Annotated in this window: 22 protein-coding genes; 19 read left to right on the plus strand and 3 right to left on the minus strand. The window is 65.8% G+C overall.

Annotated features, from left to right (window positions below; all coding sequences use genetic code 11):
- Positions 1 to 353: 353 nt before the first annotated feature.
- The gene (locus tag ACY69P_RS01160; protein ID WP_462326289.1) at positions 354 to 896 is read left to right on the plus strand and encodes a GNAT family N-acetyltransferase; all 543 of its coding nucleotides are present in this window, start codon (positions 354 to 356) and stop codon (positions 894 to 896) included.
- Positions 897 to 1,043: 147 nt separating this feature from the next.
- Here the strand turns inward: ACY69P_RS01160 and ACY69P_RS01165 are convergent, their stop codons facing one another.
- The gene (locus ACY69P_RS01165; RefSeq protein ID WP_462326290.1) at positions 1,044 to 1,541 is read right to left on the minus strand and encodes an AraC family transcriptional regulator; all 498 of its coding nucleotides are present in this window, start codon (positions 1,539 to 1,541) and stop codon (positions 1,044 to 1,046) included.
- Between the two features lie 88 nt (positions 1,542 to 1,629).
- Entirely contained in the window at positions 1,630 to 2,523 is an 894-nt protein-coding gene (locus ACY69P_RS01170) for an AraC family transcriptional regulator (RefSeq protein WP_462326291.1), read from the minus strand.
- Between the two features lie 156 nt (positions 2,524 to 2,679).
- Here ACY69P_RS01170 and ACY69P_RS01175 point away from each other — a divergent pair, with 156 nt between their 5' ends.
- From ACY69P_RS01175 to ACY69P_RS01245, 15 genes are all read left to right on the plus strand, one after another.
- Complete coding sequence (locus tag ACY69P_RS01175) at positions 2,680 to 3,783, plus strand: hypothetical protein (protein ID WP_462326292.1); 1,104 nt, start codon at positions 2,680 to 2,682, stop codon at positions 3,781 to 3,783.
- Positions 3,784 to 3,786: 3 nt separating this feature from the next.
- A complete protein-coding gene (locus ACY69P_RS01180; RefSeq protein ID WP_462326293.1) occupies positions 3,787 to 8,052 on the plus strand; it encodes an acyl-CoA dehydratase activase in 4,266 nt (1,421 codons plus the stop codon).
- Positions 8,053 to 8,144: 92 nt separating this feature from the next.
- Positions 8,145 to 9,380 carry a type II secretion system F family protein gene (locus ACY69P_RS01185; protein ID WP_462326294.1) on the plus strand — a complete coding sequence of 412 codons (1,236 nt, stop codon included), beginning with the start codon at positions 8,145 to 8,147 and terminating at the stop codon, positions 9,378 to 9,380.
- Positions 9,381 to 9,496: 116 nt separating this feature from the next.
- Complete coding sequence (gene galE, locus ACY69P_RS01190; protein ID WP_462326295.1) at positions 9,497 to 10,480, plus strand: UDP-glucose 4-epimerase GalE; 984 nt, start codon at positions 9,497 to 9,499, stop codon at positions 10,478 to 10,480.
- 406 nt (positions 10,481 to 10,886) lie between these two features.
- A complete protein-coding gene (locus ACY69P_RS01195; RefSeq protein ID WP_462326296.1) occupies positions 10,887 to 11,693 on the plus strand; it encodes a PDZ domain-containing protein in 807 nt (268 codons plus the stop codon).
- Complete coding sequence (gspD, locus tag ACY69P_RS01200) at positions 11,690 to 13,654, plus strand: type II secretion system secretin GspD (protein ID WP_462326297.1); 1,965 nt, start codon at positions 11,690 to 11,692, stop codon at positions 13,652 to 13,654. Before ACY69P_RS01195 ends, gspD begins: the two co-directional genes overlap by 4 nt.
- A complete protein-coding gene (locus tag ACY69P_RS01205) occupies positions 13,651 to 15,459 on the plus strand; it encodes a GspE/PulE family protein (RefSeq protein WP_462326298.1) in 1,809 nt (602 codons plus the stop codon). Before gspD ends, ACY69P_RS01205 begins: the two co-directional genes overlap by 4 nt.
- A gap of 14 nt (positions 15,460 to 15,473) precedes the next feature.
- On the plus strand, positions 15,474 to 15,884 hold the full coding sequence (locus ACY69P_RS01210; RefSeq protein WP_462326299.1) for a type IV pilus modification PilV family protein: 411 nt from the start codon (positions 15,474 to 15,476) through the stop codon (positions 15,882 to 15,884).
- Positions 15,881 to 16,537 carry a PulJ/GspJ family protein gene (locus tag ACY69P_RS01215; protein ID WP_462326300.1) on the plus strand — a complete coding sequence of 219 codons (657 nt, stop codon included), beginning with the start codon at positions 15,881 to 15,883 and terminating at the stop codon, positions 16,535 to 16,537. Before ACY69P_RS01210 ends, ACY69P_RS01215 begins: the two co-directional genes overlap by 4 nt.
- Positions 16,534 to 17,580 carry a hypothetical protein gene (locus ACY69P_RS01220; protein ID WP_462326301.1) on the plus strand — a complete coding sequence of 349 codons (1,047 nt, stop codon included), beginning with the start codon at positions 16,534 to 16,536 and terminating at the stop codon, positions 17,578 to 17,580. The genes ACY69P_RS01215 and ACY69P_RS01220 overlap by 4 nt, the downstream gene beginning before the upstream one ends.
- A complete protein-coding gene (locus tag ACY69P_RS01225; protein ID WP_462326302.1) occupies positions 17,577 to 18,953 on the plus strand; it encodes a hypothetical protein in 1,377 nt (458 codons plus the stop codon). The genes ACY69P_RS01220 and ACY69P_RS01225 overlap by 4 nt, the downstream gene beginning before the upstream one ends.
- On the plus strand, positions 18,950 to 19,507 hold the full coding sequence (locus ACY69P_RS01230; RefSeq protein ID WP_462326303.1) for a hypothetical protein: 558 nt from the start codon (positions 18,950 to 18,952) through the stop codon (positions 19,505 to 19,507). The genes ACY69P_RS01225 and ACY69P_RS01230 overlap by 4 nt, the downstream gene beginning before the upstream one ends.
- Positions 19,504 to 19,956 (plus strand): type II secretion system major pseudopilin GspG, encoded by a 453-nt coding sequence (gene gspG, locus ACY69P_RS01235; RefSeq protein WP_462326304.1) that lies wholly within the window; start codon positions 19,504 to 19,506, stop codon positions 19,954 to 19,956. Before ACY69P_RS01230 ends, gspG begins: the two co-directional genes overlap by 4 nt.
- Positions 19,922 to 20,467, plus strand: coding sequence for a prepilin-type N-terminal cleavage/methylation domain-containing protein (locus ACY69P_RS01240; RefSeq protein WP_462326305.1), 546 nt, complete (start codon positions 19,922 to 19,924; stop codon positions 20,465 to 20,467). Before gspG ends, ACY69P_RS01240 begins: the two co-directional genes overlap by 35 nt.
- Positions 20,468 to 20,567: 100 nt before the next feature.
- Positions 20,568 to 21,410, plus strand: a complete 843-nt coding sequence (locus tag ACY69P_RS01245; protein WP_462326306.1) for a tetratricopeptide repeat protein — start codon at positions 20,568 to 20,570, stop codon at positions 21,408 to 21,410.
- A gap of 10 nt (positions 21,411 to 21,420) precedes the next feature.
- Here the strand turns inward: ACY69P_RS01245 and sfsA are convergent, their stop codons facing one another.
- Entirely contained in the window at positions 21,421 to 22,140 is a 720-nt protein-coding gene (gene sfsA, locus ACY69P_RS01250; protein WP_462326307.1) for a DNA/RNA nuclease SfsA, read from the minus strand.
- 152 nt (positions 22,141 to 22,292) lie between these two features.
- On the opposite strand from sfsA, the gene ACY69P_RS01255 reads away from it, so the two are divergent.
- The 3 genes from ACY69P_RS01255 to ACY69P_RS01265 all read left to right on the plus strand — a co-directional run bounded on the left by ACY69P_RS01255 (position 22,293) and on the right by ACY69P_RS01265 (position 26,613).
- Entirely contained in the window at positions 22,293 to 23,468 is a 1,176-nt protein-coding gene (locus ACY69P_RS01255) for a pyridoxal phosphate-dependent aminotransferase (RefSeq protein WP_462326308.1), read from the plus strand.
- A gap of 270 nt (positions 23,469 to 23,738) precedes the next feature.
- On the plus strand, positions 23,739 to 25,172 hold the full coding sequence (locus tag ACY69P_RS01260) for an ATP-binding protein (protein ID WP_462326309.1): 1,434 nt from the start codon (positions 23,739 to 23,741) through the stop codon (positions 25,170 to 25,172).
- A gap of 64 nt (positions 25,173 to 25,236) precedes the next feature.
- A complete protein-coding gene (locus tag ACY69P_RS01265; protein ID WP_462326310.1) occupies positions 25,237 to 26,613 on the plus strand; it encodes a sigma-54-dependent transcriptional regulator in 1,377 nt (458 codons plus the stop codon).
- Positions 26,614 to 26,652: the final 39 nt, after the last annotated feature.

A 26,652-nucleotide genomic window follows, 5' to 3' on the forward strand; every position in this document is an offset into this window, starting at 1 on the left:
AACGTCCAACCATTCACCCGCCCCTCATTCCGCCTCCTTCTTCATTTTTCCCCCACACATCACCCTCTCTGCCCAACCCTCCCCAACCACCATCCCTCCGCGCGAAGCACAGAAACACCAAAGCAGTCGAACGCTTCTAAGCGTTCAGAGCGGCCTCGACCGTGCCGTGCTCCGCCATTCACTTGCCGCCACCATCCGCCCACCACCAAAGCCGCTTTCTCCTCGCCCTCACAACACGGCCCATCACCATTCCTCCCTCCCTCAATTCAAATATTGACTTCCAACCATCTCCCTGCGTTAACGTCCTTACAGGCCAACAAATCCCTCACTGACAAAACAACACCGGAGAAAAGGTGCACGCGCAACACATCACCATACGCCCGACAACTGACGCTGATTTCAAAACCATTTTTGCCATCCATTCGGCGGCGTTTGGCCAAGAGGACGAAGCGCGGCTGACGCTGAACCTCTTACGCGATCCCAGCGCGGCGCCGCGGTGTTCGCTGCTGGCCTTCGATGGTGACAGGGCTGTGGGGCACATTCTGTTTACGAAGGTTACGATCTCTGGCAGTGACGCCCGCGCGGCGATTCTCGCTCCGCTAGCGGTTCTGCCACAGGCCCAGCGACAGGGAATAGGCGGCCAGTTGATCCAGACCGGGCTGCACCACTTGAAGGACATGAACTTCGGTTTCGTCTTCGTGCTCGGTCACATTGAATACTATCCCAAGCACGGCTTTGTTCCTGCCTACCCCTTTGGCCTGTACCCGCCGTATCCAATCCCGAAAGAGATGCAGGACGGGTGGATGGTCCAATCGCTGGGCATAGAGCTAGGCACAGTGCAGGGGAGCATCACGTGCGCGAATGAGCTCGACAAGCTGGAGTACTGGAGCGAATAACCCCTCGCGCCGCTACGCCCCGGCCTTCGCGGTCATGGAAGCGCGTTCCTTCGTCACCCCACTTCCCCCCCTCCACCAACACAAAAGCCCGCCCCGTGGACCAACACGCGGCGGGCTTTATCATGCCTTCTCATGGGTGTGTTGCCGTTACTTCACGGCAAGGCGAACCTCCGTCAATAGCTCCTGCGGCGGCACGTGACGGGGGTCATTCAGGTATATTTCCACGCAGGGCTTGGGATCGAACTCCCGGCCAAGGGCGGGCAGCGCTTCATCCATGAGAGCGACGTAAACGTGCTTCAGCTCGGAGTACGGGCCTTTAACCACGGCGCACACATAGTCGCCACCGTCGATGTCCATCAGTTCCACGGGGGGCGCCGGGGCGATGGAGTCGGCCACGGTGACGCAGGCATCGTAACGAATCTGGTTCGGCGGGGTGACGGCGGGGTCGTCGTGCCCGACGCCAAGGTAGAGGGCGTCCTCGGTCGCGGCACCGGCAGGGACGGCCCATTCCATAAGCGTGGTCCAAACCTGCTCGCACTCCTCATACGGGCCAACGTGGCGCACCTTGGCAACATGCATGGGGGCAAGGGTCTTGACCTCTGCGGTCGCGCCAAAGGCTTCGAGGGAAAACGTTTTTTCAGGCATGGAGAACCTCCTTGGTGTGTAGGTGTTGCTGTCCTGCCCTTATAGCGCGTGCGGGGGGTGGGAATCCTGACCGTTTTTGCTGTTTTGCCTAGCGGGCAACAAGGGGGATGCGAACCTCGGTCCGGAGGTCCTCCGGGGCGGTCTGCTCCGGGGTGTTGAGATAGCACTCCACACTGGGGGAGTTGCGGAATTCACGGCCAAGGGGCGGAATGCCCTGCCCGCAGATGGCGGCGTACACGGCTTGGAGGTTGTCGTATGGCCCGGTGTAGGTGCAGCAGGCGTAATCGCCGCCCTGAATGGTGATGGGCGTGATGGGAGGCGGCGGCGGGGGCACCTCGCCGCTGACGGTCAAGCAGGCGTCATAGCGGATAAAATTATCCTGCGTACTGGCGGGATCATCGTGGCTGACGCCGAAAAAGCGTGTTTGCGGAGTAAGAAGCCCTTGCGCCCCGGCCCAGTCGCACAGGGTCTCCCACGCCCAGCCGCAGTCGTAATAGGAGCCAACATGCCGGACCGAAAGCACAGCGGCGTCGGGGATGGTCCTGATGGTGATGCTGAGGCCAAAGCGGTCCAAAGCATAGTCTGGATGCGCGCACAACGTTTCGCGCGGGCTTCCGCCGCGGCCAAGCAGTTCAGGGGAACCATGAAGACGAAAACGCTTGGGCGGCGTACCGAAATGCGTCTTGAAGGCGCGGGTGAAGGCTTCTTGCGATTCGTACCCAGCCTCAAGGGCAATGTCCGCAATACTGCGGGAGGAATACAGAAGCCACGACGCCGCGCGGTCAAGGCGCAGGCGGCGCTGATAGGCCTTCACACTTTGTCCCACCATGCCTGTAAACAACCGATGAAAATGGAACGGCGACAGGCAGGCCTGTTCGGCTATGGCGTCCAGGGAGAGGTCTTCGGCAAGGTGCTGTTCAATGTAAAGGAGCGCCTTGTGGATGCGTTCGGCGTAGGTGTACTGGCTGGCCTGTGTCGTCACGGCGGCTGTCCTGTTGGTCTTGGGTGAGTGCTTTGCGGTGTATGCTAGCGGCATTTGAAAAGGACGCAAAGTGATTTCCATAGCGCCTTGCTCAAGGGCTCAAAACGTCGTATCGTCATCGGGAAACCCTGTAATCCTAAGAGCCCGGGAGTGTCGATGCCTGACGACGTACTGACGCATGCCGATATTGCGGAGTCTCTAGGCGTTTCTGTTTCCACAGTAAAGAACTACCGCTCCAAGTTTCCGGAGTGCCTGCCCATAGCGCGGGCGGGCAAACCCCTTGGGTTGGCGCCGGAATGCCTTGCCGTGTGCCGCGCCATCCGCAAGGGCTTTGGCGAGGGCCTTTCTGTGGAACATATCCGCCAGCGCCTGTACGAGCAGTTCCCCTCATGCCGCGAAAAGGGGCGCGCTCCGGGTATCCGGCGGGTTCGGGGAACAGGCGCGGACGTGCTGGGCGGCATTGAACGCAGCCTGACGCAATTGGAGTCCGCCCAGTCCGCCGTTATGGAGCGTGTCGCCTCGCTGGAGCAGCGCATAGACGCCATCCTCGGCCGCGCACAGGCTTCGGGCGGTGTGGGCGCAGGCGGCGCTGACAGCCCGGAAATGTTGGAAGAACTTGCGCGCCTGCGGGAGGACGTCTCGGCCCTGCGCCGCGGCTGCGACGCTGGCGAGGCGCCAAAGGCGCGCGTGGTGACGATTCGCGGCAAGGACGGCCGGGCGGAGCGCTGGAGCGTGGGGCGCGTGGATGCAAAGGCCACCCCCGCCCACGAAACCGCCCCGCAAAGCGAACCGTCCGAACCACCGCCCGAACAAACGCGCGGGGCCCCGCACGCGCCGGAGGAGCAGGAGACATCCGCCCCGCCCGGCGCATCAGCCTCTGCAGAACGTGCCGCGGAACTTCCCGCGGATGTCGCCGCGTTGCCACTGGTGGTGCGTTCCGCGACGGGGGATTTCCTCGGCATGTCCCTTGGTTCTGGCGCGGCAGTGACCCCCGCGGTGTTGGAACAGGCTGTCACCGCCAAGCAGGGGCCTACACGCGCGTGGCGGCAGACGGAAGAGGGGACGTGGGAGGGCACCCTCGGCTCCGGCGCGCAAACTCACGAAGTCCGCATGACGCTGGTGACAACGCCCCGGGGCAACCGTGTGGCGCATGTGGAGCGACTCCGCCTTGGAGGCCGCGATATGGACGCGGCATTCCTACGCGAATTTTTACGGCGTCTGCGGGATGCGGCGGAACCCTCAACCACGGCGGCGGAGTAAGCCATGCGGTCACGGCGCGCGGAAAATGACGAAGCGGCACTGAGGGCGGAGCGTTGGGGCGGGCTGGATGTCGGCTCGGTCAGTGTTAAGCTGGTGGTCCTTGATGCGGATGGCGCTCCCCTTGTCCAGCGTTATGAGCGGCATAAGGGGGAGCCGGAAGCCGTCGCCCTGCGCCTCTTGGCTGATGCCCTGGACGCCCACGGCGGCTTTGCCCTGACCATGACGGGCTCCGGCGCCCGGCGGCTGGCCGACGAGGCGAAAGCCGAACATATTTCGGAGCTGGCGGCCCATGCGGCAGGTGTTTTGGCCGCCGTGCCGGATACCGCCACCATTATTGAAATTGGCGGTGAGGATTCCAAACTTATTACCCTTGCGGACGGCGTGCTGGAGGACTTCTCCCTCAACTCCGTGTGCGCGGCCGGGACCGGGGCCTTTTTGGACCAGCAGGCCGAACGTATGGGCCTCAGCATTCAGGATTTTAGCGCCGTGGCCCTCGAATGCCCGGAGCCGCCACGTGTGGCGGGGCGGTGTAGCGTCTTCGCCAAATCGGACATGATTCATCTGCAGCAGGTTGGCGCGTCCGTGCCGGATATTGTCGCGGGACTGTGCTTTGCCGTGGCGCGCAACTTCAAGGGCGCCATTGTCCGTGGCCGGGCGGTGCGCCAGCCCGTGGCCTTTGTGGGCGGCGTGGCGCTCAGCGCCGGAATGCGCCGGGCATTGCGGGAAGTTTTGGGGCTGGACGCCCTGCATGTGCCGCCGCAGCCCACCACCACGGGCGCGCATGGCGCGGCCCTCATCGGTCAACGCGAAGGGCGCGGAGCATGGCTGGATACGGCCGTCCTTGCAGCCCTGCGCCAGCGGTGCGAAGCCCGCCGCACTGGACGCGACAAACGCGCTCCACTTGTGGATGATGCCGCCGCATTTGCCGCGCGCCATCCAGAATGCATGACCAGTGATGTCGCCCCCCTCCCGCCGGAAGGGTGCGACGGCTACCTTGGTGTGGACGTGGGGTCCATCAGCACCAATCTTGCCGTTGTGGACGCGGCAGGACGCGTGCTTGCGCGGCGCTATTTGCGTACGGCCAGCCGCCCCATCGAGGCCGTCCGGCGCGGCCTGCGCGAAATTGGGCATGAGCTTGGCGGGCGCGTGCGCATCTGCGGTGTCGGCACCACAGGGTCCGGGCGCTATATGATTGCGGACTTTATCGGCGCGGACGTTGTGCTCAATGAAATCACAGCGCAGGCGCGGGCGGCAGTTTTTCTTGATCCCGCCGTGGACACCATCTTCGAAATAGGCGGGCAGGACTCCAAATTTATCAGCATTGACGACGGCGTCATTGCCGACTTTGCCATGAACAAAGCCTGCGCCGCTGGCACAGGCTCCTTCCTTGAAGAACAGGCCGAGAAGCTCGGCATTGATATCACGGGCGAATTCGCCCAGCGCGCCCTTGGCGCCGCAGCGCCCTGCCGCCTTGGCGAGCGCTGCACGGTGTTTATGGAAAATAGCCTGCTCTCCGCCCTTGCGCAGGGCGCGGACATGGACGACCTGCTGGCCGGGCTGGCCTATTCCATCGTCGAAAATTATCTGGGCCGCGTTGTGGGCAAGGGCCGCATTGGCTCGCGGATTTTCTTTCAGGGCGGCACGGCCTTTAACCGCGCGGTCATCGCCGCCTTTGAGCGCATCCTTGAAACGCCCATCGTTATCCCCCAGCACCACGACGTCACCGGGGCCATCGGCATGGCCCTGTCCGCGCGCGACGCCATCGCCGAAGGTGAGCGCCCCTCGGCCTTTCGCGGCTTCCACCTTGGCAAACGCCGCTACGAGCAAAAATCCTTTACCTGCAAGGGATGCGAGAACCACTGCGAAATCCGCGCCGTGCGCATCGAGGGCGAGGCGGACAGTTTGTATTACGGAGGGCGGTGCGAAAAGTACGACATCCGCCGGAGCAGTGAGCCGCCCGGTGAGGACCTGTTTGCCTTCCGCCACAGCGCCCTCATGGCCGAGCATGCACGGCGCGAGGGGCTCTTCCGTGAAGCAGGCGAACGGGCGCGGCGTGGGCGCATGGGCGTGCCGCAGGCGTTCTTCCTGCACGACATGATGCCCTTTGTGACGACCTTGCTCTGGGAGTGTGGGTTTGAACCCGTCCTCTCCCCCACAACCCGGGCAGCAGTGACGCGCCTCGGGTCCGAGGCCGTCCTTGCTGACACCTGCTTCCCGGTCAAGGCCGCCCTCGGGCACGCCCTGCATCTGCTGCACTCGCAGTTCGATGCCGGGGAGGGGTGCGAGGCGCTGTTTGTCCCATCCTTCATCAACATGAACACACCGGACGACCCGCACGGTGACGGCCTCTCGTGCCCGCTGACGCAGAGCTATCCCTTTCAGGTCCGCCAGCTTGCCCCGCGCGCGGCAGTGGTGGCCCCAGCCCTTAACCTGCGGCGCGGTGACCGGGCCGTGGAACGTGAACTGCACACCGCGCTCCGGCCATGGCGCGTCACGCGCCGCGAAGTCCGTACGGCGCTCTCCCGCGCGTGGACAGCGCAGCGTAAGTTTGAAGACCGCCTGCGCGCCAAGGGCCGCGAAGTGCTGGAGCACCTCGACACCGAGGCCGCCGTGGTGGTGGGGCGCCCCTACAACGCCTTTGATTCCGGCATGAACCTCGACCTGCCGCGGAAGCTGGCGGGCCTTGGCATCCCGGCCATCCCCATGGACTTTTTACCGGCAGAGGACGTCAGCGATACGTGGGGCACCATGTATTGGCGTTCCGGGCAGCGCATTTTGCGCGCGCTTCGCGCCGTGCGCGGCGATGCGCGGCTGTATCCCGTCTGCATTGGCAGTTTTTTCTGCGGGCCGGACGCGTTCATCAACACACTGGCCGAACGTGAGCTGGCGGGAACGCCCGCCCTCTTTCTGGAAATTGACGAGCACAGCGCGGACGCAGGCATCATCACCCGGGTGGAGGCCTTTTGGGACAGCATCGGCGCGCGGCGCAAGGCCGGGCGCGAGCAGCGCGCCACGCGCCCCCGCCTGCCGCGCCCAGCCGCGTATACAGGACGCGGGCGCACCGTGTACCTGCCGCGTATGTCCGACGGCGCGTACGGGCTGGAATCCGCGTTTCGGGCCTGCGGAGTCGAGGCCGAAGTGCTCCCGCGCACCACGCCAGGCGCCGTGTCCCTCGCGCAGCGGGAGTGCTCCGGCAAGGAGTGCTACCCCTACGCCACCACCCTTGGTGATGTACTGGCAAAATGCGCCGAGCCGGGCTTTCAGCCCCAGCGCTCGGCCTTTTTCATGCCCGGGGGCACCGGCCCGTGCCGCTTTGGGCAATACAACCACGCCCAAAGCATGGTGCTGGATTCCCTCGGCTACGCGGATGTTCCGCTGTATGCCCCGGAGCAATCCGCTCGCCTGTATGATGATATGGGCATTGCCGGGCGCGACCTCGCCCGCCGCTGTTGGTACGGCATCGTCGCCTACGACCTTTTAACCAAATGCCTGCATGAGACGCGCCCCAACGCGGCAGACCCCGAACAGGTGGACGCCTGCCACCGCGAGCACTGTCGCCGCCTGCGGCAGGCGCTACGTGGGCCGCTTGATGCCGCGCCGCGCGCCCTTGCCGCCGCGCGTGACGATTTCGCCGCCCTGCACAGTGGCCACAGCCCGCAGGTGCCCCGCATCGGCATCGTCGGGGAGATTTACGTCCGCTCCAACGCCTTTTGCAATGAGGATATTTGCCGCAAGGTTATGGACCTTGGCGGGGAACCATGGCTCGCCCCCATCGGCGAATGGATTGCCTACGTCAACGCCATGTCCGTGCAGGACGCCTGCCGCCAACGCGACCTGCGGGCCCTGCTCACCCTCGGGATGACCCGGCGGGTGCAGGGGGGCATTCAGCGCCGCCTTGAGCACGTCTTTGACGGACACCTGCGCACCATTCACGAACCAAACACCGCCGCCACCCTGCGCGCCGCCGCGCCCTACATCAGCGACAGTCTACGCGGTGAGGCCGTGCTCAGCGTTGGCGCGGCTGTGAATATGATTCATGCCGGGTGTCACGGCATCATCAACGTCATGCCCTTTGGCTGCATGCCCGGGACGGTGGTCACAGCGCTCTTACGCACCGTCAGCCATCATTATGGCGTTCCCTGCATCACTCTTGCCTTTGACGGCACCGAGTCCCCGGCAAACCGTCTGCACGTTGAGGCCTTTATGGAGCAGGCCAAGGCCCGCGCCCAGCGGCAGGCCGAAACCCGGCCCCCCGTCCCCGCAACGTAGCGTCGGCCCTTTCCTTTCTTGCCAAGCCGATATACAGAACCTTCTGTACCGGATGCACGAAGACCTTCAGGCAAGTGAGGAACTTGAGGCACATGCCAGTCTTTCGATTTGAAGCCGCCACACCAGAGGGCAAGGTGCTGAAGGACACCGTGGATGCCGCCAGCCGCTTTGAGGCAGGGCGCATCCTGCGCGAGCGCCACCTTGTTCCCCTGTGGCTGGAGGACGTTGGCCGTGGCGCACCGAGCACGCCCTCTCCACTGCGCAGGGCCCTTGCCGCCCGGATGCGCTCTCCTCTTGCCCCGCGCGACTTTGCGTCCATGACCACCCGCCTTGCCACGCTGCTGGATGCAGGGCTTCCCCTCGACGCCGCGCTCACCAGCATGCTGCAGCACGGCGTTGGCGCGCGCCCGGAGCGCATCCTCGCCAGCATTCGCGAGCAGGTTCGGGCCGGGGCCTCATTTGCCGAAGCCATGCAGCGCACGCCGCAGCAGTTTTCCCCCATGGTCCTCGCCATGGTCCGCGCCGGAGAGGCCTCCGGAATGCTTGGCACCGTGCTTGGGGAAATCGGGGCGGCAACCACCCGCTACGACGCCCTGCGCCGCCGCATCCGAAGCGCGCTGACCTATCCAGCCTTTCTGTGCTGCGTTGGTACTGGGGTGGTCGTCTTTCTTCTCGCCTTTGTTGTCCCCCGCCTTACGGCGATATTTGCGGACTTTGGTCATGCGCTGCCCGTACCGACGCAGGTGCTGGTCACACTCAGCCACGCCTTGAGCGCGTGGTGGCCATGGCTTCTGGGGATCGTCCTCGCCGCCGCCCTTGCCCTCCGGCTATGGCTGCGCACCGAGGCTGGGCGCCGCGCCCTTCATTCCGCCGTGCTGCGTACGCCGTTCTTCGGCACGCTCTGGCGCCGTTTCGACGCGGGACGCTACGCGCGGACGCTTTATTTGCTCCTGAAACACGGGGTGCCCCTGCATCAGGCCTTAACCATCACGCAGGGCGTCCTGAGTAACGCCGCCCTCCACCGCAAGAGCCTCAGCGTTCGTCCAGATGTCATCGCCGGGGGAACGCTGGCCGCAGCGCTACGCCGCCAAAAGCTTTTCGACGCTGGCGACATGCAGATGATTGCCGCTGGGGAGGAGTCCGGCGCCCTTGCCGCCATGCTCCGCACCGTGGCCCGCGCCTGCGAAGCGGACGTGCAGGGCGCCCTCTCGCGCGGGATGGCGCTGTTGGAGCCGGTCCTTATTCTCGTACTCGGCTCCATCGTTGGCAGCATCGTTTTGGCCATCATGCTTCCGCTTTTCGAGATGGGCAGCCTTTTGAGCGGCTGACGCCCGTCCCCGCGTTCCCGGTGGTGACAAAATCCACGGGAAACCGTACCCTTAGACCAGTACGCCCCGCCCGGGGCTTTTTTCGCGGACCTTCAACGCACGCAAGAGAGCACGCGATGAGCACGAATATTCTCGTTACCGGCGGCGCCGGATACATTGGCAGTCACACCTGCAAGCAACTCAAGGCCGCAGGCTACACGCCCGTCACGTTTGACAATATGGTCTATGGGCACGAATGGGCTGTGAAATGGGGCCCCCTCGTCAAAGGTGATATTCAGGACCGCGCCGCGCTGGACGCCGCCTTCGCAAAGTACGCCCCCGCCGCGGTGATCCATTTCGCGGCCTACACCTATGTGGGCGAATCCGTGGAGGACCCGGGCAAGTACTACCGCAACAACGTGTACGGTACCGTGAATCTGCTGGAAGCCATGCGCGACCACAATTGCGGCAACATTATTTTTTCCAGTACCTGCGCGACCTACGGCGTGCCCGAGACCATGCCCATGACCGAGCAGCTCCCCCAGCGCCCCATCAATCCCTACGGCTGGACCAAGCTCATGATTGAACAGGTCCTGCGCGACTTTGAACACGCCCACGGCATCAGGCACATGGCCCTGCGCTACTTCAACGCCGCAGGTGCCGACCCCGACGGCGAGATTGGCGAGGACCACGATCCCGAAACCCATCTCATCCCCCTCACCGTGCTGGCCGGTCTTGGCCGTCGTGGTCCCATCAAGATTTTTGGGCAGGACTACCCCACCCCCGACGGCACGGCCATCCGCGACTACATTCACGTCACCGACCTTGCCGACGCCCACGTGCTCGGCCTTGGGGTGCTGCTGGACGGTGGCGAAAGCCGTATGATCAACCTCGGTACCGGGCACGGCGCCAGCGTTCGTGAAGTCGTCGACGCCGTGGGACGCTCCCTTGGCACCCCCGTCCCAGCTGAAAACGCCCCACGCCGCGCCGGAGACCCGCCCATGCTCGTGGCAGACGCCACCCGCGCCAAAACCGAACTCAGCTGGACACCGCGCTATACCAACCTCGATGACATCGTCGGCACCGCCTGTCGCTGGCACAACGCGCATCATGGTGAGTAAACAGAGGCCGGTGAGCGAGAAGACGGCTTTGTAACTCGATAAAAAAACGATCTGAGAACGCCTCCGTCAGAGATGACGGCGGCGTTTTTTATTTGTCTCCACACGGCCGAGAGCATGTCAGGGGTGACGACCGTCCTATCCACACGCACCCGGCCTGTGCGCACTTGGGATTCTCAAGGGCCGCGCCCTTGAGCCTGCGGAGCACACAGAGCGTGTCACCCCCACCCTCCATACAGCTTTTCCCTCATCATGCAGGCCCCAGTGCCATGTCTCCTTTGGCGTTGACTGAAAAATGGGTGTCAAGTAGTGGCAATAGGGACATCGTTACAGGTGGTCCGTATTTGCTGCGCTGTCTTGGCCAGTTGTGCGGCGCTCTCGCGATGCTGAGAGGATGATGATGCGCTGTGTGTCGTGGTTTGTCGCGTTTGTGCTTGTGTGCGCCGGTCTGTATTGGCTTGTCGAAGCTGTGCAGATGTGGCGCTCTCCTGTGCTGGAGGCGGCGCCGGTGCGTGCGTCCTTGGGCGCGCACCAGGGCTGGCGGGCGCCAAGCCTGCGGGACTGTGAGGTCGCGGCGGGGAGTGACGTCCTTGCGCCTTCGCGGGGACAGGCAGCGCGGCGTGATGACAGTGTGCTTGATGCCTTGCCGCTTGCGGGGCCGGAGGTGTCGCTTCGGGGCACCATTGTGTCGCATGATGCGCGGCTGTGCAGGGCAGTGATTGCGTGTGGCGGCGAGGAGGCGGCGGTGCGTGTGGGCGGCGGTGTTGGCGGGGCGCGGCTTGTGTCCGTGTACCGTCGCGGGGCGGTGCTGGAGCGTGCCGGGCGGCGTGTGGCGCTGCTGTTTGATGGCGCAGAGCGCTCCGGAAAACCGGCGGCGCACCGGCAACAACCTGCGTATGACGCTATGTCATACACGCTGGAGCGTGAAGAATTTCAGAAGATTGTGCGCAGTCCGTCTGCGGTGTTGCGGCAGGCGGCGATGACCCCGGGGCGCGAGAAGGGCCGCGGGGGCTTTCGTGTGCAGTGGGTGCAGGACGGGGGCTTTTTTGCCCGTCTTGGCTTGCGGCAGGGTGATTTTATTACGGCGGTGAATGGACGGCAGGTGACGGGCCTCCCTGAGGCGCTGGGCCTGATGGATGAGCTGGGGCGGGAGCATTTCGAGGTGGAGCTGTTGCGGAACGGAGCGCGCCGCGCTTTGGTGGTGGACATCCGATGATGTGGGCGCGCGGGGCATGTGTTGGGGCCATGGTGCTTGCGGCGCTGGTGTGTCTGCTGGTTGGCGGCGTTGCGGCGGCGGACGGCGGCGAGGACGCTGGGGCTGATGGTGTGCGTATGGATTTTGAGGACGCGGATATCCGCTCGCTCATCAAGTACATCAGTGATGTCACGGGCCGGAATTTTATTGTGGACCGCCGGGTGAAGGGGCGGGTGACGGTGCTGTCTCCGCGCGCGGTTACGGCGGATGAGGCGTATGGGGTGTTTGCGTCGGTGCTGGAGGTGCACGGCTTTACCACGGTGGAGCAGGGCGCGGTGACGAAGATTGTTCCCTCTGCCGAGGCGCAGAGCATGAGCGTACCGACCCGCGCGGGGCTACGGCCTTCGGGCGGCGGCGAAGCGGTGATGACGCAGGTGCTGCCCCTCACGCACGCCAGCAGTTTGGATTTGCGCAAGGCCCTCTCTGGCCTTGTGTCTGCGGCTGGGCTGATGACGGACTATCCGGCAGGAAACATGCTGATTGTGACGGATTACCGCTCCAATGTGGACCGCATTGCGGGCATTGTCCGGCGCGCGGACACGGCGGCGCGCGATGGGCATGTGGGCGTGTTTGCCATGCGCCACGGGAGCGCCCCGGCCACGGCGGAGGTGGTGACCCGCCTGCTGGCGGAGCGGCGCGAGGCGCGCCTGAGGCGGGGCGAGAGCGTGTCGCACACGGTAGCAGGGCTGGCGCGGACGAATACGGTCATCGTGGTGGGCGTGCAGGAGGACGTGGAGCTTGTGCGGCGGCTGGTACGCGCCATGGACGTGCCAACGCCGGAGCATACGGGCACGGTGCACCTTGTGTATTTGGAGAATGCGGACGCGGCGAGCGCGGCGGAGGTGCTGCGCAAGCTGATGGAGGAGCGCGCGGGCGAGGCGTCCGCAGACGCCACGCGGCGGCATATCAGCGTGGTAGCGGATACGGCGACCAACGCCCTTGCCATTGCCGCGCCGCAGGAGGAATTCGCGGTGCTGTCGCAGATGATCCGCCGCCTCGATGTGGCGCGGCGGCAGGTGTACGTGGAGGCGCTGATTATGGAGGTCTCCGCGGATAAGGGGCTGAGCTTTGGAGTGAATTGGTCCGCTGGCGGCACAACGCGCATCGACGGCACGGACGCGCTGGTCTTTGGCGGCTCCAACCCCGGGGGCGCGCCCGGCGTGGTGGATGGCGCGCGCGAGACGTTTTCCATGCCGTCCGGATTCTCTGCGGGGCTGGTGCTGTTTCCCTTCACCATTGGTGACCAGCGCTTCAACTCCGTGGAGTCGCTCATTTCAGCGTCTCAGGTGGATACGGGCTTCAAGGTGCTGGCAACGCCCCAACTGCTGACCTTGGATAATGAGGAAGCGCGGGTGGATGTGGTGGATACCATCCCCTTTGTGGAGCGCGTGACCACGGAGAGCAAAGACACCGAGTCCACCCAGAGCATTACCTATAAGGACGTGGGCGTGAAGCTGACGGTCACCCCGCAGATTGGCACGCACGACATGCTGCGCCTGCGCCTGCATCAGGAGGTCAGCCGCGTGGTGAACAAGACGGTCTCCGTTGGCGAGAGCGAGCCACTGCTTCTCGCCCCCACCACCAAAAAGCGCGAGGTGGAAACCACGGTGCAGGTGCGCGACGGGCAAACCATTGTCATTGCGGGCCTGCTGAGCCGCGACGAATCGCGCGACCGCAATCAGGTGCCGGGCCTTGGGGACGTGCCGGGGCTTGGGTGGCTGTTTAAATCCAAAAGCACCCGGCAGAGCGACACGAATCTTCTGCTCTTTTTAACGCCGCGCATCATCGACAGCCCGGAGCACGCCGCGCGCATTGCGCGCGAAAAGCGGCGCGAACTGGAGCGCGTGGGTGTGGATGATGACGGCCTTGGCGCGGCGTGGATTGCGCCGCCGCCTTTGCCGCAACCGGTGCTGGAACCATGAGCGCCCTTCACCCCTACAAGACGCAGGGGCAAGCCGGGCAAGGCTCCCAGCCGCAGGCTTCGCCCCAAGCGCAGGGAAGGGCCGTGGTCAACGCGCCTCCCTCCATGCTGGACCAGTCTCTTGATGACATGCTGCAAACGCACCCCTTGGTGCCGCAGCAGGCGGCACAGGCCCTTCGGCGCGAGGGGGGCGCGGCGGGCGAGGCGCTGTTGCGCGGCCTTGTGCGCGGGGGGCATATGACGGAGATGGACGCCGCCCAGATTCTTGCCGGGCACTATGGCCTGCCGGTGACGGACCTTGCCAATGCCACGGCGGATACGGACGCCCTTGGGGCTGTGCCTTATCTGTATATGAAGGACCATGGCGCGGCGCTGTGCCGCGATGGCGGCGGGCGCGTGCTGGCTGTGGCCGGGGCAGATGGGCTGCTGGTGGCCGCGGACGCGGCGGCGGTGTTTGGCGCGGATGTGCGGGTGGCGGTGGCGCCGCGCTCGCGCATTGTGGCGCTGCTTGGCGCGGCGTACGGCGAAGCGGGCGGCGATGACATTGGCGGCATTGCCATGCCGGGCGCTGGCGAGGCCGGTGCGGGGCTGGACGCGGAGGCGGACATTGAGGCGTCGGCGAGGGATTTGCTGGATGAAACCAGCGATGCGCCGTTTATCCGGCTGGTGAACGCCATCATCGCCCGCGCCATCCGCGAGGGGGCGAGCGATGTGCACATTGAGCCTTTTCCGGAGTCCCTGCGGGTGCGCTTTCGCCTTGATGGCGTGCTGTATGACAGGTGCCACCTTGCGGCGGGGCTGCATGCGGCCATGGTTTCGCGCATGAAGATTTTAGCCAAGCTGGACATTGCCCAGCGCCGTTTGCCGCAGGACGGGCGCATCTCCCTCGCCCTTGGGGGGCGCAAGGTGGACCTGCGCGTGGCAACCCTGCCAACGGGCTACGGCGAGCGCGTGGTCCTGCGCGTGCTGGAGAAGAGCGCGCGGGTGCTCTGTCTTGATGAATTGGGCGCCCCGCCGGAGGATATCCGGCGCATCACGGGGCTGGCGGGACTGTCCCACGGGGTGGTGCTCATTACCGGGCCGACGGGCAGCGGCAAGACCACCACGCTCTACGCCCTGCTGCGGCACATCAATACGCCGGCGCGAAATATCCTGACCATTGAAGACCCGGTGGAATATCAACTGGACGGCATCGGCCAGATGCAGGTGCAGGAGAACATCGGCCTCACCTTTGCGGCTGGGCTGCGGTCCATTGTGCGGCAGGACCCGGACGTTATCCTTATTGGCGAAATCCGCGACCGGGAAACGGCGGAGATTGCGGTGCAGGCCGCGCTGACAGGGCACCTTGTGTTTGCCACCCTGCATACCAACGACGCGGCCAGTGCGGTGACGCGCCTTGTGGATATGGGCATTGAGCCGTTTTTGCTGTCGTCCGTACTGGGCGGGATTGTGGCGCAGCGGCTGGTGCGGCGGCTGTGTCCGTCCTGCGCGCAGGCGTATGAGCCGCAGGCGGAGGAATTGCGGGACCTTGGGCTGTCCCACCCCTTTGGCGGGGCGGGGCTGTACCGCGCTGGCGGGTGCGAGGCATGCCGGGGCACAGGCTACCGGGGCCGCAAGGCCGTGATGGAGGTGTTGTGCGTGGATGAATCCTTCCGGCGGCTTGTGGCGCAGACGCCCGACGCCGACGCCCTGCGCCGCCACGCTGTGGCAGGGGGCATGCGCCCCTTGGCGCGCTCCGCCTGCCGGGATGTGGTGGCCGGAAAGACCAGCGTTGCCGAAGTGCTGCGCGTGACGCGGACGGCCTAGGCGTGGAGGGGAACGTGAAAGGCACACGGCGCGCGGCGCAGCGGGGCATTACCTTGGTGGAGTCGCTTGTGGCGTGGGCGCTGGCGGGGCTTGGTCTTGTGGCCGTGCTGCATGGCGTGCAGCGCAGTCAGGCCGAGGTTGCCGCCCTGTCCCGGCGTGACGCCGTGGTGCGTGAGGCCGCGGCCCAGCTGGCGCGATGGCGCGCCTTGCCCTCCGGTCGCCGTTTTGCCCCCGGCGTTGATGACCAAACACAGACAGCGACGCCGGGCGTAACGTGGACCACAACCACGTGGCGGCAGGCGCCGGGAGTGCTGGCCCTGCGCCTTACCGCACGGTGGGGGCAGGGTGGCGAGCACAGCTACACCATTGAAACCGCCAAAGTGCTGCGGGGGGCGGAGGACGGCACCATGGAGCGCCGGACATGACGTCTTGTGCTTCGGCGCGCGCGGACCGTGGTTTTACGCTGGTGGAGATGCTGGTGGCGCTGGCTGTGGCGGCGGCGCTGAGTGTTGGCGTGCTGGGCGCGCTTCGCGGACTGATGCGCGGAACGCAGACCGCGCGTGATGCGCAGGCGGCGCGCCATGCGGCGCGGGTGGGCCTTGCGCTTGTGGAGGATGATTTACGGTCCGCCGAAGGTGTGCGGACCCTGCTCCGCGGGATTGAGGAGCCGCGGGCAGCGGGTCGGCAGGTGCAGCTGCCCGCCCGGACGGCGCGGACCGTTCTGGACCTGACAACCCGGGCGCAGCCCCTTGAGGGGAGGGCGCTGGAGCCGGATGCGGTGCAGCGTGTCCGGTACATTCTGCATCCGGGTGAGGGCCGGGACGGCCGCGCCACACTTCTCCGTCAGGAGTGCGCTGCGGGCGGGCGGGGTGCCGGCGCCCCATGGGCGCGTGCGGAAGTCTTTGACGCGGTGACCAGCATGGACATTGCCGTGGAGGACGGGGGCGCGGCGCGTGGGCTACGCGTCGTGCGGGTGCGCCTTGGCCTTGCCACGGGGCAAGGGCATGGGCGGGTGTTTACCATTGCCGCGCCGGTGCGCGAAGCGGCCCTTCGTCCCGCAGGCGGGGGGCGGCCATGACGGCGCGTGGGCAGGAACAGCGCGGGGGCGTGCTGCTCATTGTGCTGGTGGTGCTGGCGCTTGGCTCGTGGTGGGCGCTGGAACTCGCCCACAGCGTGCGGGTGGAGCAGGCGGGCTCCGCGTGGCTGCGGGGCAGAGCCGGGGCAACGGCGCTGGCTGAGGCGGGCATCGCCACCGGGCGCGCGGCCTTTGAGCGCGCGGCGCCGGAGCGCCTGCATCTGTCGCCCTTTGCGGCGCAGGGGGCGGCAGGGGGCGCGGCAGTGCCGGGCTACACAACGGGCGCGCTGCGCGTGAGCATCCAAGACGAGACGGGTAAATTTCCCCTCAACGCGCTGGCGCGGCTGCGCGCGCAGGAGGTGCGGGAGGCAAGCGGCCTTGCCGGGGTGTTCGTGCGGCTGGTGCGCATGGCCGCGCAGGAGGCAGGCCGCCCACTGTCTCCAACGCAGGCGCGGCGGATTCTTGGCCGCATGCGGGACTGGGTGGACGCGGACGACGCCGCGTGCATGGCTGGTGGGGGGACCGGGCAGAGTGAAGGGTTTGAGACTGCGCCGGGCGGGTCCGGCGCGCCAAACCGCCCACTTAAGACCCTCGCCGAAGCCCTTATGATGCCTGTGGGACCGGGGATGACGGTGGGCGACGTGCTCCCGCCGGAGAAGGCGCGCAGGCTGTTGACGGTGGAGGCCACGGGCGGGCGCATCAATATGAACACCGCCCCGCGCGAGGTGGTCATGGCGCTGGTGACGGCGCCGGAGCGGGGTGAAGCCTTTTGGCAGGCCGTGGAGGCCGGGCGGCGCAATGCGCGGCGCAGCGTGACGCCGGGGTGGTATTTGCATCCCCGCGGGCGGGGCGGCGCATCCTACGCGGCGGTGGTGGTTCGGTGTGTGGATGTGCGGGCGCGGGTGGCGGTGGTGGACGCCGAGGCCCGTTGTGGCCGGGTGACGCGGCGCATGCGCATGGCGGTGCGGCGCGTTGGCGGCGGCCCTTCGCAGGCCGTGTGGTCGCAGGTTTGGACGGTGCAACAGCAAGGAACAAACGCGGCATGATGGGCGGCAGACTGTGTGTGGACCTTTCCCGGCGTCCTGTGCCGGTGGTTTGCGTCGGCGCGCGTGGGCGCGTTCGCGCGGCCGCGCTTGTGGAGGCCCCCAGCGGTCCTCTGGACGCTGTGGCGGCCCGCATTGCGGACGTGGCGCGCGAGCGCGGCATGACGTGGAGCACCTGCGCCGTGGGCCTTGGCGCGGAGGGAATGCTGTGGCGCCCCCTCTCCTTCCCCCGCCGCGCCGGGGGGCGGCTTGCGCAGGCGGTGGAACTGGCGCTGGAGCAGGAACTCCCTACGTCTCTTGATGGCCTTGCCACCGCGTGGCGGCGCACGGGGCGTATTGGCGCGCAGCACAAGGTGCTGGCCGCTGCTGTGGACCGGGAGCGCGTGCGCGCGACGGCGGACGCCTTTCGCCGCGTGGGGCTTGCGCCATGCTCTATATGGCCGACGCAGCTTGGCCTTGCGCCGATGGCCGCGCTGGGCGGCGCAGACGCGCTGGTCATGGACCTGCGGGGCGCGGTGGTGGACCTTGTGGCCGTGGCGGGCGGGGAAGGCGTGCTTGTCCGGTCGGAATGTGTGGGTGATGACGCGCCGCCGCAAGAAGCGCCGCGCCGCATTGCCATGTGGGCTGTGTGGTGCCGGGAACGCGGCATCTGCGCGCCCACGCGGATTGTGTGGGCGGGGCATGATAAAGGCCGCGCGAGGGCCATTGCCGAGGACGCGGCGCGTCTGTGCGGGCTTGAAGTCTCGCCCGCACCGCCCCCCAAGGTGCCGGAACAGGGGGACGGCGCGGCTGCGTCAATGTTTTGCGCGGCGGTGGGCCTTGCCGCCGTGGCGCGGCAGCGTGGACCGGGGCTGTGCTTTGCGTCGCTCCGGGGCGGGGCGGGGCGCGGCTGGTCGCCTGCTCTGGTGGCCGCGTGTGCGGGGTTTGCCTGCGTCAGCCTTGCCGGAATGCTGGGGGCGGATATTGCCGTTCACCACCGGGGCGCGGCGGCGCAGGTGGAGGCCATGCACGCCGCCGTTCATGAGGCGCTGCCCCATCTGTCCGGCAGACGCAGTGCGCAGGAATATGGGGCCATACTCCGCGCCCGCCGTGCGGGTCTGCGCGCGGAAGGGGCGCCGGAGCAGGGGCGCGTTCTTGGCGCGCTGGTGGCGCTGACGCGGTGCGCCGTCCCGGGCGCGCAGGTGCGTCTGGAGCAGTTTTTCTGTGATGGCGAAGCGGTGCGGTGCACGGTGCGGGTGGAAGGCGCGGCCAGCGCGAAGGATGTCGCCCGCGCTCTTGAGGCGTCGCCATATTTTGACGTCGTGCGCTGCGAGGCCGCGCCTGACGGACGCGGCGCCGCATACCGCCTGACCGCGCAGTTGCGGGGCGCGCCATGAGCGTGCGTGCTGGACTGCGTGCGGTGCTGGACTGGCCGCTGCGCCGGTGGGCCATTGCTGCGGCCCTGTTGGCGGCGGGCGCGGGTTTGGCCCTGCTGGCCCAGCAGCGGGAGCAGGCGCGCGCTCACTACGCCGCCACCGTCTCCACCACGCAGCAGGTGCGGCGCGAGGCCGCGCAGTACCGCGCCGAAATTGCCGCAAGGCCCGCCCAAAGCGCATTGGCGCCGACGCAGGATTCCGCCGCCGTTCCGGGGCCGCAGGAGAGCCTGCGAGACATCCTGCTGTGGGCGGCCAAGGCGTCCGGCGTCGCCAGCGGTATGCGCCTTGATGCTGGCGCGCAGCAGGCCATGACCGTCCATTTTGCCCCCAAGGGGCAGGAGGCGGGCGCCCCCCTTGGGGCAGTGCTCGGCTGTTTGTGGCGGGCGGAGCAGGCGAGTGGCGGGGCGCTCACCGCGCTGGAAATTGACACGTCGGGGCGCGCCGTCCATGTGACGGCGACCATATCCCGCGCCGCACCGGGCGGCGCAACCATGCACAGGGAGGACGCGCAGTGAAACCGCGCACCACACCGCCGCGCCGGAGAGGGCGCGGTGGCTTTACGCTGTTGGAACTCATGGTGGTCATAGTGATTCTTGGCGTGCTGGCCGGACTGGTGACGCCGCGTCTTATGGGCGAGCCGCACAAGGCGCGCGTGGTGAAGGCCAAGCTCCAGATGGAAAGCCTCGCCACCGCCTTGCACAAGTACGCCCTCGACAGCGGGGCCTATCCCACAACGGAGCAGGGGCTGGACGCCCTTGTGACCAAGCCGCGTACAGGCCGCGTCCCGCGGGAGTATCCAAAGGACGGCTATATCGCCAAGGTGCCGCGCGACCCATGGGGGACGCGCTATGTGTACCTCAGTCCGGGCGAGCATGGGCCCTTTGATGTGCTTTCTTATGGCGCGGACGGTCAGCGGGGCGGCGTGGACGATGATGCGGACATCGGCAGCTGGACCATCGAATAGCGCCTTTACGCTTCTTGAGGTGCTGGTGGTGCTGGTCATCGCGTCCTGCGCCGCTGGGCTGGCCTTTGCGCCGTGGCGCGGGGGCGGCGGCGCGGAGGCGCTGCATGCGACGGCCCGCCGGTGCGCCGCCGTGGTGCAACGCGCCCGCACGCAGGCCATGCTGACGGGCCAGCCATGGCAGGTGGTTGTGGATTTGGACGCTCCAATGGTGTCGGCCCGTCCTCTCGGCGCGCCGGAAAGCCCGCAGCGCCGCGCTGGGCGTGTGACCGTGCGGGAACCGCGCCGCATTCTCTGGGCGCGCACGGCGGTTTCCGGGGGAGATGCTTTGGGGCGGCAGGATGCCGGACGGGTGGTGCTTGTGGCGCAGCCGTCCGGGCTGGTGGAGCCTGTTGTCCTGTGCGTTGGAGATGGCCGGGCGCGCGTTTGGGCGCGGGTAAAGGCCCTCAGCCAACGGGTGGCCGTGAGCCAGACGCCTGTGGAGCTGCAAGAAACGAGAGCAAATGGGGGATGATATGGGCAGGGTGTTTCGCTGCGTTGCCGCGCTGTTGTGCGCTTGTGTGGTGTGTTCGTGCGCGTCGCGGTCCCACGTGGGGGAGGAGTCGTCAGCGCCCATGGCCCAGCGGGTAGCCCTGCTGGACGCCGTTATGCTTGGGGACGTTGAGCAGGCCCTGCGGCGCGCTGACGCCCTTGTGGCGAGCGGTCACGCCACAGCGCGGGATATGAATACCCGCGCGGCGCTGCTGCTGCGCCTTGGCCGCGCCAAAGCCGCCCTGCATGACGCCGCCGCCGCGTGCCGCGCGCAGCCGAACGTCGCGGGCTACCACATCAACCGCGCTCTTGCCCTGTTTGGCCTCCGCCGCTTTGACGAGTGCCGCGATGCGTGCGACGCCGCCCTTACGCAGAATCCGCACAGCGCCTCCGCGCTGCTTATCCGAGGCCGGGCGTGGCTGGCGGCTGGTGAAGCAGGCCTTGCGGCCGAGGATTTCAGCGCCGCTATTACCCACGCGCCGGATGCAGCGGCGGGGTACGCCAGCCGTGGCCGGGCCAACCTTGCCCTTGGCCTCAATACCGATGCCTGTCGCGACCTGCGCGCCGCAACGGACCGCGCGCCGGACCAGAGCGGGACGTGGAATAACCTTGGGGTGGCGCTTTTGCGTTGTGGCCGTGTGGCGCAGGCCGATGCCGCGCTGACGCGCGCCATCACCCTTGAGCCGGGCGTGGCGCGGTACTACTACAACCGCGCCCGAATCCGCGAAGCGGCAGGCGACATGGCGGGAGCGGAAAACGACTACACCCGCGCCGTGGCCCGCATGCCGTCACTTGGCGAAGCCTATGTGAACCGCGGGGTTCTGCGCATTGGCGGCGGCGCGCGGGACAAGGGCATGGCGGACCTGCGCCGCGCGTGTGAGCTTGGGCTGTGTACGCAGTACGAGGCCTATAAAGCCAAGTTGTAATGCCGGAGGGCTAGGCGTCCCCCACATAGGGCAGGCGGCGCCCAAGGCCAATGCCGCGGGGGGTGACCGTCGCCACATAGGGCCAAATTTCCACGCCGCGCTCCGCCGCCATATGCAGCAGCCGCGCAAATTCCGGGTCAATGAAGTCCGCCGGGCCAAAGCACGAGGCGTCATCGCGCTGGATGAGATAAAAGCACGCCACACGGATGCCTTGCCCGGCAAGGGACATCAGCTCGCGCAGGTGCTTTTGCCCGCGTGTGGTCACGGCATCCGGGAACACCGCCACGTCGTCCTCCACGAGGGTGACGTTTTTGGCCTCCACGTACAGCGCGCCCTGCGGCCCATCAAGGCGCGCATCAAGGCGCGAGTCCCCAATGGTCGATTCCGCGCGGAACTCGGTATATCCCGCCGTTTCCGGCAATACTCCCGCATAAAATGCCGCCTTGAGCAGGCGGTTTGGCGTCAGGGTGTTCACGCCCACACGTGTGCCGTGAAAGTCCATGGTCTCCAGCGTGTACTTGAGCTTGCGGTTCGGGTTGGCCGCAGGGGACAGCAAAACCTCCGCCCCCGGGCGCAGCAGGCCCAGCATGCTGCCGGAATTGTTGGTGTGTGCCCACACAGACGCGCCGTCCACGTCCGCCTCCACGCTAAAGCGTTTGACGCGGCGGATGAACCGGCCGGTGAGGCAGTCCTTAGGAAAGGGGAGAAGAGGGGGGTGTGATGTTGGCATACAGGCCCTTGTGCTCCGCGCCATGGCAAAGGTCAAGGCGCGCCCGGGGCGGGCTGACGGCTTTCATTTCATGGGAAATTCCACTACAACCGGGGAGACGAACAGCGGCTGAGGGGAGTTGGTATTCTCTTTTGTTGTGATACAGGTGGGTTATGAGACTTTCGAAGAAAATTGCACAGGTCAAGCCGTCCGCGACGCTGGCCGTGAGCAGTAAGGCCATGGAACTGCGCGCTCAGGGGCGCGAGATTGTCAGCCTGTCCGTTGGGGAACCGGACTTCGCGACGCCGCAGCATATTTGCGACGTCGCCCAGAAGGCCGTGGACGACGGGATGACGCGCTATACGCAGGTTCCGGGCATCCCGGCCCTGCGCGAAGCTGTCGCAGAGTATTTCAATTCGTACTACGGAACGTCCGCAGGGGCGGACAGCACCATCGTGACCAACGGCGGCAAGCAGGCGCTCTATAACCTGCTGCAATGCCTGCTTGATCCCGGCGACGAGGTGCTCATCCCCGGGCCGTACTGGGTCAGCTATCCCGCAATGGTGGAGCTGGCCGACGGCGTGCCCGTTGTGGTGGGCGCTCCGGCCTCGCAGGGCTTTAAGCTGACGCCCGAGGATTTGGACCGTGCGGCCACGCCCCGCACGCGCGCGCTCATCTTGAACTCGCCGTCCAACCCCACGGGCGTTGCGTACACCGAGGCCGAGCTCACCGCCATTGCGCAGTGGGCCGTGTCCCGCGGGGTGTTCGTCATTTCCGACGAAATCTACGACCGCCTCGTGTACGCCCCGGCAGAGCCGGTGAGCCTTGCCCCCTTCTGGGAACAGCATCCCGAATCCGTGGCCGTGGTGAACGGCTTGTCCAAGAGCTTCGCCATGACGGGCTGGCGCGTGGGCTTCACCCTTGCGCATCCTGACCTCGTCAAGGCCATGTCCAAGGTGCAGAGCCAAAGCACGTCCAACGTGTGCTCCATTGCCCAGCATGCGGCCCTTGCGGCGCTCACCGGACCGCGCGAAATGCTTGGGGATATGTGCGACGCCTTTGCCCGCCGCCGCGACAAGGCCATGGACGTTGTGGCATCGTGGCCCGGCGTTGTGTGCCCGCGTCCGGATGGCGCGTTCTACATCTTCCCGGACGTGAGCGCGCTGTACTGCGACAGGTTCAAGAATTCCACGGAGCTGTGCACCTTGCTTCTGGAAGAGGCTGGTGTTGCCGCCGTGCCCGGTGCGGCCTTTGGCGACGACGCCTGCGTGCGCTTCTCCTACGCCCTTGACGACGACACCGTCGTGGACGCCCTCACCCGTGTGGGGCGCGTGCTGACGGGACAATAGAGTGCAGGCGCGCCCCTGGCGGCGCGTGTGGTTTCGGCCTTGCCGGGACCGTTGATGTTTTGGCGTGCGGCGCGGCCTGTGCCTGTGGCAGGGCCGCGCCTGCCGCCAGAAGTGAGTGGGGCGTGTGCGGATGTATGGCCGCGGCGTATGGTGGCTGCATCTGTTTGCGCTTGTAAGTGGGGCCAGGTGGCCGTGCTTTTACGCATGTTATGTGTATGGGCCTGACGGTTCAGGCCTGCGATTCGGGGCAACCCCGGCGGAGGAAAACGAGTGAACGCCCAACGTACCGATATCGGCGCCGCGCCGTTCAAACTGGCGAAGTTCCTGTCATGGGGCTCGCTGGCGCTCATTCTTGCGTCTGGGCTCTTTTTGTCCGTCATCATGGCCAACTACGCGCGCCAGACCCTGCTCACCAAGCAGCAGGAATTTGCCCATCTGCTCGCCGAAAACATCAACCACCAAGTTTTTCAGCGGTTCACCGTGCCAACGCTTCTGCGTTTTCGGCATATTGAGCTCTCCAATCCCGAGCAATACCGACAGCTTGAGAACGTCATCAAGGAGACCATCCACGGTCAGCACGTTTTTGAGTTCCGCATCTACGACAACGAGGAGGTCGTCTCCTTCTCCCTGAACAAGGACGTTGTGGGGCGGCGGGATTTGGCTGGGGCTGCTGTGCGTCAGGCCTTCAACAAGCTGGAGCACAGCTTTGAGGTCATCAGCCGCGTGCCTCCGTGGCAGGCCATGTTCGACTTTGACATGCAGCCCAAGAGCGTGGTGCTGCGCATGGTCTATCCCCTGCGGACCGAGCGCAGTCTCTTTCCGGGTGGGCCATCAGGGCAGACCATGGGCATCCTTGAATTCACACAGGATATCACTGACGATTACAAGACCGTCATCAGCTTTCAGTGGCTGATTATCTTCACGGCCATTGTGTCGTCCCTTGTCCTGTTCCTTGTGCTGCTGGCGATGATTCACAAGGCCGACGAACTCAACGCTCAGCGCGTGGCCGAGCGTGAAAAGCTGGAGCGCGAACTCCACCAAGCCGAAAAGCTCGCCAGCATGGGCCGCGTTGTGGCGGGCATTGCCCACGAAATCCGCAACCCCCTCGGCATCATCCAGTCCAGCGCGGAATTTTTGCTCAAAAAGGCCGGCACCGAACAAAATTCCTCATCCACGCGCATGCTGGAGGTCATGAACGACGAAATCCGCCGCCTCGGCCAGACCGTCAACGATTTCCTCGACTACGCGCGCCCCAAGAATCCGCGCATGGAAAAGGTGGACATCGGCAGTGTGCTTGGGCAGGCCGTGGCCTTTTTGGAGCACGAATGCCGCGAGCGCGGCGTTGCCGTGGTAAAGGACGTGCCCGAGGGGCTTCTCGTACGCGGCGACAAGGACCTGCTCTACCGCGCCGTGTACAACATCATCGGCAACGCGCTGCAGGCCGTGGCCGACGGCGGCAAGGTCTCCGTTGTGGCGCGTCCCATTCAGCGCGGCGTACGCGTCGCCATTACCGACAACGGCCCCGGATTCTCGGAAGAAGTGCTGGAGAAGGCCACAGACCCCTTCTACACCACAAAGCACAACGGCACCGGACTCGGGCTGGCCATCGTGACCAACATTCTGGCCAGCCACAACGCCGACTTCCAGCTTGAAAACGCCGAAAGCGGCGGAGCCCGGGTGGTCATCGTTTTCCCCGCCGCCTAACGCAGTGCGTCCGGCAGCAGACAGATTTCATTCACGTTTCAGTTCAGCAAGGTGACAGGCAACAATGGCGCATAATATTCTCGTACTCGACGATGAACGGAACTATCTTGTCGTACTCGAAGCCCTCCTCGATGAGGCGGGGTACAACGTCACCGCGCTCTCCGATCCGGAACTGGCTCTGACCTATCTGGAGGAGTCCGAAGTGGACGTCCTTATTACAGATATGAAGATGCCCAAGCTCTCCGGCAACGAGGTTCTGGAGCACGTGCACCGGAATTATCCCCATATTCCCGTGCTGATCATGACCGCCTTCGGCAGTATCGAGTCCGCCGTTGAGGCCATGCGCATTGGCGCCTTCGACTACATCACCAAGCCCTTTTCCAACGAGGAGCTGCTTCTCTCCATCGCCAAGGCCACCCAGCTTGCCGATATGCACCGCAGCAACCGCCTGCTGCGCGAAAACCTCGAAGAGCGCTACGGCCTGCACAACATCATCGGCAAGTCCAAGGCCATGCACCAAGTGCTGGACATGGTGGACAAAGCCGCGCCCACACGCAGCACCGTCCTCATCGAAGGCGAATCCGGCACCGGTAAGGAGCTTGTCGCCCGCGCCATCCATTTCGCCTCGCCGCGAAAGGACGCGCCCTTCGTCTCCGTCAACTGCATGGCCCTCGCCCCCGGCGTTTTGGAAAGTGAGCTTTTCGGCCACGAAAAAGGTTCCTTTTCCGGCGCCGTTGCCAGCCGCCGTGGCCGTTTCGAGCTCGCCAACGGCGGCACCCTGTTTCTCGACGAAATAGGCGAACTCACTCCCGAATTACAGGTCAAACTGCTTCGCGTGCTCCAGGAACGCAAGTTCGAGCGCGTCGGCGGCTCCTCCGAGATAGAAGTGGATATCCGCATCGTGGCCGCCACCAACGTGGACCTCGCCAAAGCCGTGCAGGACGGCTCCTTCCGCGAGGATCTCTACTATCGCCTCAACGTTGTGCGCATCCAGGTGCCCCCCCTGCGCGAACGCCGCGAGGACATTCCGCTCCTCGCCGCCCATTTTCTGCACAAGTATGCCTCGGAAAATGAGAAGGATTTGCAGGGCTTCTCCTCCGAAGCCCTCAACTACATCTCCGGCTACGAGTGGCCCGGCAACGTGCGCCAGCTACAAAACGTCATTGAGCGCTGCGTCGTCCTCACCTCCGGCGACACCATCGCCGTGGACGACCTCCCCGCAGAAGTGCGCGACGAGGAATCGCAGTTTAAAGGCGCCGTCGACCTGCTCCCCTCGCGTCTGAACCTCAGCGACACCCTCGAAAAGATTGAGGCCGCCCTCGTCCGCCGCGCCCTCGCCCGCAACGACTTCGTCAAAGTCAAAGCCGCCGAAGCCCTTGGCGTTTCTAAGTCGCTTCTGCAGTACAAGCTTAAGAAGTACGGCATCACGGGGCAGAAGTAAGGCGGCGCATTGCGCCGTGTTGCGGTGTGGTGCGGTGTG

The sequence above is a fragment of the Desulfobaculum sp. genome (genome assembly GCF_054921475.1).